Source organism: Acetobacter sp. DmW_125128, assembly GCF_008704325.1.
Lineage (GTDB): Bacteria > Pseudomonadota > Alphaproteobacteria > Acetobacterales > Acetobacteraceae > Acetobacter > Acetobacter oryzifermentans.
Map to the genome: position 1 here is coordinate 1 of NZ_VHOP01000111.1, position 4,591 is coordinate 4,591.

Annotated in this window: 8 protein-coding genes; 6 read left to right on the forward strand and 2 right to left on the reverse strand. The window is 55.1% G+C overall.

Translation table 11 applies throughout. The annotated features are described in order from the left end of the window. Positions 1-174: 174 nt before the first annotated feature. The 5 genes from FKW19_RS15215 to FKW19_RS15235 all read left to right on the forward strand — a co-directional run bounded on the left by FKW19_RS15215 (position 175) and on the right by FKW19_RS15235 (position 2,316). Entirely contained in the window at positions 175-750 is a 576-nt protein-coding gene (locus FKW19_RS15215; protein ID WP_006115964.1) for a helix-turn-helix domain-containing protein, read from the forward strand. A 301-nt stretch (positions 751-1,051) separates the two neighbouring features. After that, a complete protein-coding gene (locus tag FKW19_RS15220) occupies positions 1,052-1,516 on the forward strand; it encodes a replication/maintenance protein RepL (RefSeq protein WP_039891695.1) in 465 nt (154 codons plus the stop codon). Further along, positions 1,513-1,692, forward strand: coding sequence for a CopG family transcriptional regulator (locus FKW19_RS15225; protein WP_236612218.1), 180 nt, complete (start codon positions 1,513-1,515; stop codon positions 1,690-1,692). Before FKW19_RS15220 ends, FKW19_RS15225 begins: the two co-directional genes overlap by 4 nt. Continuing rightward, complete coding sequence (locus FKW19_RS15230; protein WP_039891691.1) at positions 1,689-1,970, forward strand: type II toxin-antitoxin system RelE/ParE family toxin; 282 nt, start codon at positions 1,689-1,691, stop codon at positions 1,968-1,970. The genes FKW19_RS15225 and FKW19_RS15230 overlap by 4 nt, the downstream gene beginning before the upstream one ends. Positions 1,971-1,998: 28 nt before the next feature. Next, positions 1,999-2,316 carry a hypothetical protein gene (locus tag FKW19_RS15235; RefSeq protein ID WP_006115966.1) on the forward strand — a complete coding sequence of 106 codons (318 nt, stop codon included), beginning with the start codon at positions 1,999-2,001 and terminating at the stop codon, positions 2,314-2,316. Between the two features lie 408 nt (positions 2,317-2,724). On the opposite strand, the gene FKW19_RS15240 is transcribed toward FKW19_RS15235, so the two are convergent. Next, entirely contained in the window at positions 2,725-3,963 is a 1,239-nt protein-coding gene (locus FKW19_RS15240; protein WP_006115965.1) for a hypothetical protein, read from the reverse strand. 71 nt (positions 3,964-4,034) lie between these two features. Between FKW19_RS15240 and FKW19_RS15245 the strand changes: the two genes are divergently transcribed. Next, entirely contained in the window at positions 4,035-4,382 is a 348-nt protein-coding gene (locus FKW19_RS15245; protein WP_150150612.1) for a hypothetical protein, read from the forward strand. Positions 4,383-4,395: 13 nt separating this feature from the next. On the opposite strand, the gene FKW19_RS15910 is transcribed toward FKW19_RS15245, so the two are convergent. Beyond that, the coding region (locus FKW19_RS15910; protein WP_238706784.1) for a hypothetical protein at positions 4,396-4,591 on the reverse strand (196 nt) is incomplete at its 5' end.

Below are 4,591 nucleotides of genomic sequence, written 5' to 3' on the forward strand. Positions count from 1 at the left end.
GGGGGGGGGGGGCGACACAAGCTATGTCGTAGGGTGGCGACATTTTCGTGTCGCGTTTTTGGACATGAAACGCAAACATTTGACATGCCCGTGTCTAATATTGCGACACAAAAATGTTGCCACCCTACGACATTCATGTCAGAAAATACGACATGAATGTCGTAGGGTACTGCAATGCCACAACCTCCAAAGCCTCCCTTTGAAATTACGACCGCCCCGAAAGGATCATGGGTTCAGACTGAACGTGCTGCCCATGAGGCTTGGGCGCGCCTCATAGCCTCCCACCCCAAAGCGGCGGCACTGATGCATGTCATCGTTGGCAACATGGGGAACCACAACGCACTGGTAGCCTCGCAAAAGACTTTGGCAAAAACCATGGGCTGCACGGTCAGAACAGTGCAGCGGGCCATAGAGGTGTTGCGTGATGGTCAATGGCTGGAAGTCCGGCAGGTAGGCGCTGCCGGGACTACCAACGCATACGTGGTCAATGACCGAGTGGCGTGGAGCGGCCCGCGTGACGGAATCCGTTACAGCCTATTCTCTGCCTCCGTCTTGATCTCCGATGAAGAGCAGCCAGACCGCGCAGAACTGGCTGACCAAGAGCCTCTTAGAGGCATCCCGGCCCTCTATCCCGGCGAGCGTCAGCTTCCCATTGGCCCCGGTATGCCGCCGCCCTCTCAACCGTCCATTGACGGCCTAGAGCCTGACTTGCCAGCCCGCCAGACAGACCTTGAGGAGTTCACTGGATGAAGCCTTCGCCCAACTGGAGGCGGCATTTCAAGGGATACCCACCGGCACACGCAGCAGGCTGATTTCTGATTTTAAGGATTTAATCAGGCATCGCTTCAATGCCGATTTCCCCAGTAAAACAGACCTCCTAGATAGATCAAGAAGGGGGAAAGCCAAAAATCCGTAGAAATCCGCCATTCTCAAAAACAAAAGTGGTCAAAATTGTCCACTTTGGTAGACTTGCAGAAGTCCACTTAACTGGTCATACTAATGACCGGTTTTGGTATCAAAAGTGATACCTTTCATCATGAGGCGTTCACGAATGGCGACACTTTTCAGTGGTCAGCGGCGGTTACTCGATGCCGAGACGGGTGAAATCATCGACGCACAAGTTGTAACCAAAACCGTTGGTGACGCTGGTTTCCATAAAATTTGTCTGGCCGAAATCCTCGAACTGGTGGACGAGGTTGGTAATGCCAAAATGAAAATACTGATGTGGTTGCTATCAAAGGCCGACCATCAAAATCAGGTTGTAGCAACACACCAAGAAATAGCTGACGCGACAGATACCAGTCCGAAAACTGTACAACGTCTTATGCGTTCTTTGAAAAATGCCATGGTTATTGTCGAAGTGCGTCGCACACACTGGCGCCTCAACCCTGACGTGATCTTCAAAGGCGACCACCGCCAACGCATGAATGTGCTGGTCAAATACCGCACTGAATCCGCACAGGCCGATATGTTCGACCTTGAGGCCAAACGGGCCGCGAAAAAGGACGCCGCATGATGAGCGCAAACCCGATCATCCAGCATGACGAGGAGGAAACAGCCGCCTTTCTGGCGGCTGTTCAAGAAGGCATTGCCGATGCCGATGCAGGCCGCACAGTTCCATATTCCGCCGTGCGGGAATGGCTTCTGTCGTGGGGAACTGAACACGAAAAACCGGCACCCCACTGCAAATGAGCACGGTTTTTTCTATCCAGTTCACTCGTAGATCACTCAACGACATTCAGCGCATCAAGCAGCATATCGGCGAAGAAAATCCCGCAGCCGCAAGCCGGGTTGCCATTCAGATCGTCGCCACATGCGACCGTCTCGAATACCTGCCAGAGCGCGGCAGACCCGGCATTACGCCCGGTACGCGAGAGCTTGTGTCCTGTTGGCCGTATGTGATCGTCTATCGCATTATCGGCTCAACGGTCGAAATCCTGAACATCTGGCACAGTTCTCAAGACCGATAGTTCAGACGAACTTTGAGGAGTTCACTGGATGACCGACCAGACAGAACCCGCCCCCCTGATAAGGGTCGCCCCGCTGGACGAAGCCTTCGCCCAACTGGAGGCGGCATTTCAAGGGATACCCTCACCAAAGAGCCACAGCTTCATCAGTCAGGAACTCGCGGACAAGGTGCTGACACCTTCACGGCGGAACGTCATTGAAGTGCTGACTAACAGGGGCGGCTTAAGCCTCGCAGAAATCGCCACGGCAACCGGCCAGGCCATTGATAGCGTGCGGGCTGATGTCCATGCGCTCTGCCTAGTGGGCCTGCTCTGTCAGCCAGATGCAGATCACGCGGCCTTTTCCTAACCGAGCGCCTTCGGATGCAAAGAGTTAGGGGGGGCGATTCAGCACGGTATTTCCGATTGCCCCGCACCCGAAGGCGCGGGGCTGGAGGCATCGTTACAACCTCGTAGCTCACCACAAGCTAACAACACACACGAGAACAAAACACAGCATGTCGCAGGCGGGACTGTACGCCTCCCCGACCTTCCTGCACAGAGAAAACAACACACCAAGGGGTGCAGGGTGTCCCTGCCACACTCCTAAGGCGGAGCCGGTTTGCCTGAAAGGCAATAGGGGTTAGTGTGTTTATCCCTAAAAGGGGTAATTAAACGCAGAAAACGCTTTTTAAGCGCACAAAAACACATAAAAGCGCATCATATGGTAACAGGGGGTAGGGGGCGCTATCAAAGCCCCGAAATGCTGCCCCAATCCTCACATCCCCGGCCCATAATTCCACCCACTGTCGTTCCGTTCCTCAGCGACTTCTTCCGCCGTCACCTCCCACCCCCGAACGGCCCGAGAAATAGCAGCAATGAAGGGGGCAACTATCGCCCGGAAGGGTTCCAAAATCGCAGAAAGCACACCACGCCTCTGCTCGGTGAGCCGACTGGAATAATGGATTTTCCACCCTGTTTCCGGCGCTTCCTCTGCCCCGATGACTTCCCGATGATAGAACGCTTCGGCCCCTGTCTGCATCGCCTTGATTGTGGCGTCATGGGCGGCTTTCTTGGCTTCTCTGGCTTGTGTTTGCAGGGTTGTGGTTGCCCGCAGGATTTCCCACACAGCCGGAGAAAAACTCCTTTTCGCCTCTACCAGTTCGGCTCTTCGTTCTTCCGACAAAGACATCCTCATTAGAGATTGAATTTGCCCATCATCCATAAGCTTAAAGCGAACGTTATCTCTTGCTACCTCATCGATAAAATCGGCAGTTTTTCGCTCTTTTTCGGCAATTTCATGCTCGCGCTGGTCTAGTTCGGCCTTCAAGCGGTCTAGTTTCTCGTACTCTTCCCGCACCAAGTCAGCATGAACATGCTGGCGCATGGTCTCCCGTTTCGGTTTTCCTCGCCTTAGGCGGCGGTCTATGCGCTGACTGGCCCAATCCCCCCATGAATCCTGAATAGCGCTGTACGAGCGTTTGTTGCCGTTCTTGGCTGCCACGGCTTCCAGTCCGGATTTGACCGAGATCGTCAGCTTCGGTTTCCGGCCCCGGCCACCCGCCTGCATGGCGGTCGGGCACACGAACAGATCCACCACTCCGGCCCCAGATTCGTCCACGTCCAGACGGGCAGCAACAAGGGATTCCTCTCCGAACTCAGCCTGCGCCCATGCCTGCGCCTGCACGAACAGCGCCCGCACCTTGGGATTGTTCGGGTCTCTGGGGTCTCCAGTTTCGGCCAGAACTTCAGGAGAGATTACCGCGATCATGTGAGCCATAATCGCCGCGCCCTTTCCTTCAGCCGCTCCTGTAGCCTTTCTGAAGCCCCTGTAAGCCGCCTCAAGCGCCAACGGGTCGTCTGGGCTGTATTGGGACGCAGCGAGGTTCAGGGACGATCTGGAGGCATCCACGCGCTTACTGCTGGCCTCATCGAGCCGCCGACCGTGCGCCTCTGCGGCCCGAATGGTGGACATGCTTTTGATCTTCTGAACACGGATTGCGGCGAGTGCTTTCATGAATTACCCCTTTTAGGGATAACACACTAACCCCTATTGCCTTTCAGGCAAACCGGCTCCGCCTTAGGAGTGTGGCAGGGACACCCTGCACCCCTTCCTTGAGCAAATCCTCTCTTACCCGGTTCTTCTGGCCGATCAGATTTGGAGCGAGCGCAGAGCGGGAGCGCCGTAGGCCGCCGATAGGCGTCCAGATGGGCCGTGATATTGCGTTTTTTCGCGCTCGCGCATGGTACTTCCCCGTGCGACTTCCAGCCGGTGGGTATGTGCACCGCCCTTCGGGCCGCGTTACGCCCGTGGATAGGGCATGGACAGCCCGTGGAAAACGCTGCCGCGTTTCCCACCGCCTGCCCACACCACTACCCACTGGCTCCACGCTCGGCACACATACCCACCGGCACACACAACAGGCTGATTTCTGATTTTAAGGATTTGTTAAGGTTTCGTTCTAGGCGAACAAATCCTTAATTTTGCCGGCCAGATTTTTGGCTCCGAAAGATCATAGAAGGAGAGCAAAAAAAAATCTTTGTTTTTCAATAACTTATGGGGGGGGGGGGCGACACAAGCTATGTCGTAGGGTGGCGACATTTTCGTGTCGCGTTTTTGGACATGAAACGCAAACATTTGACAT

Bases quoted from the DNA above. Each gene is read 5' to 3' on its own strand.
- FKW19_RS15240 (WP_006115965.1), bottom strand. From the start codon at position 3,963: ATGAAAGCACTCGCCGCAATCCGTGTTCAGAAGATCAAAAGCATGTCC.
- FKW19_RS15225 (WP_236612218.1), top strand. From the start codon at position 1,513: ATGATGAGCGCAAACCCGATCATCCAGCATGACGAGGAGGAAACAGCC.
- FKW19_RS15220 (WP_039891695.1), top strand. From the start codon at position 1,052: ATGGCGACACTTTTCAGTGGTCAGCGGCGGTTACTCGATGCCGAGACG.
- FKW19_RS15235 (WP_006115966.1), top strand. From the start codon at position 1,999: ATGACCGACCAGACAGAACCCGCCCCCCTGATAAGGGTCGCCCCGCTG.
- FKW19_RS15215 (WP_006115964.1), top strand. From the start codon at position 175: ATGCCACAACCTCCAAAGCCTCCCTTTGAAATTACGACCGCCCCGAAA.
- FKW19_RS15230 (WP_039891691.1), top strand. From the start codon at position 1,689: ATGAGCACGGTTTTTTCTATCCAGTTCACTCGTAGATCACTCAACGAC.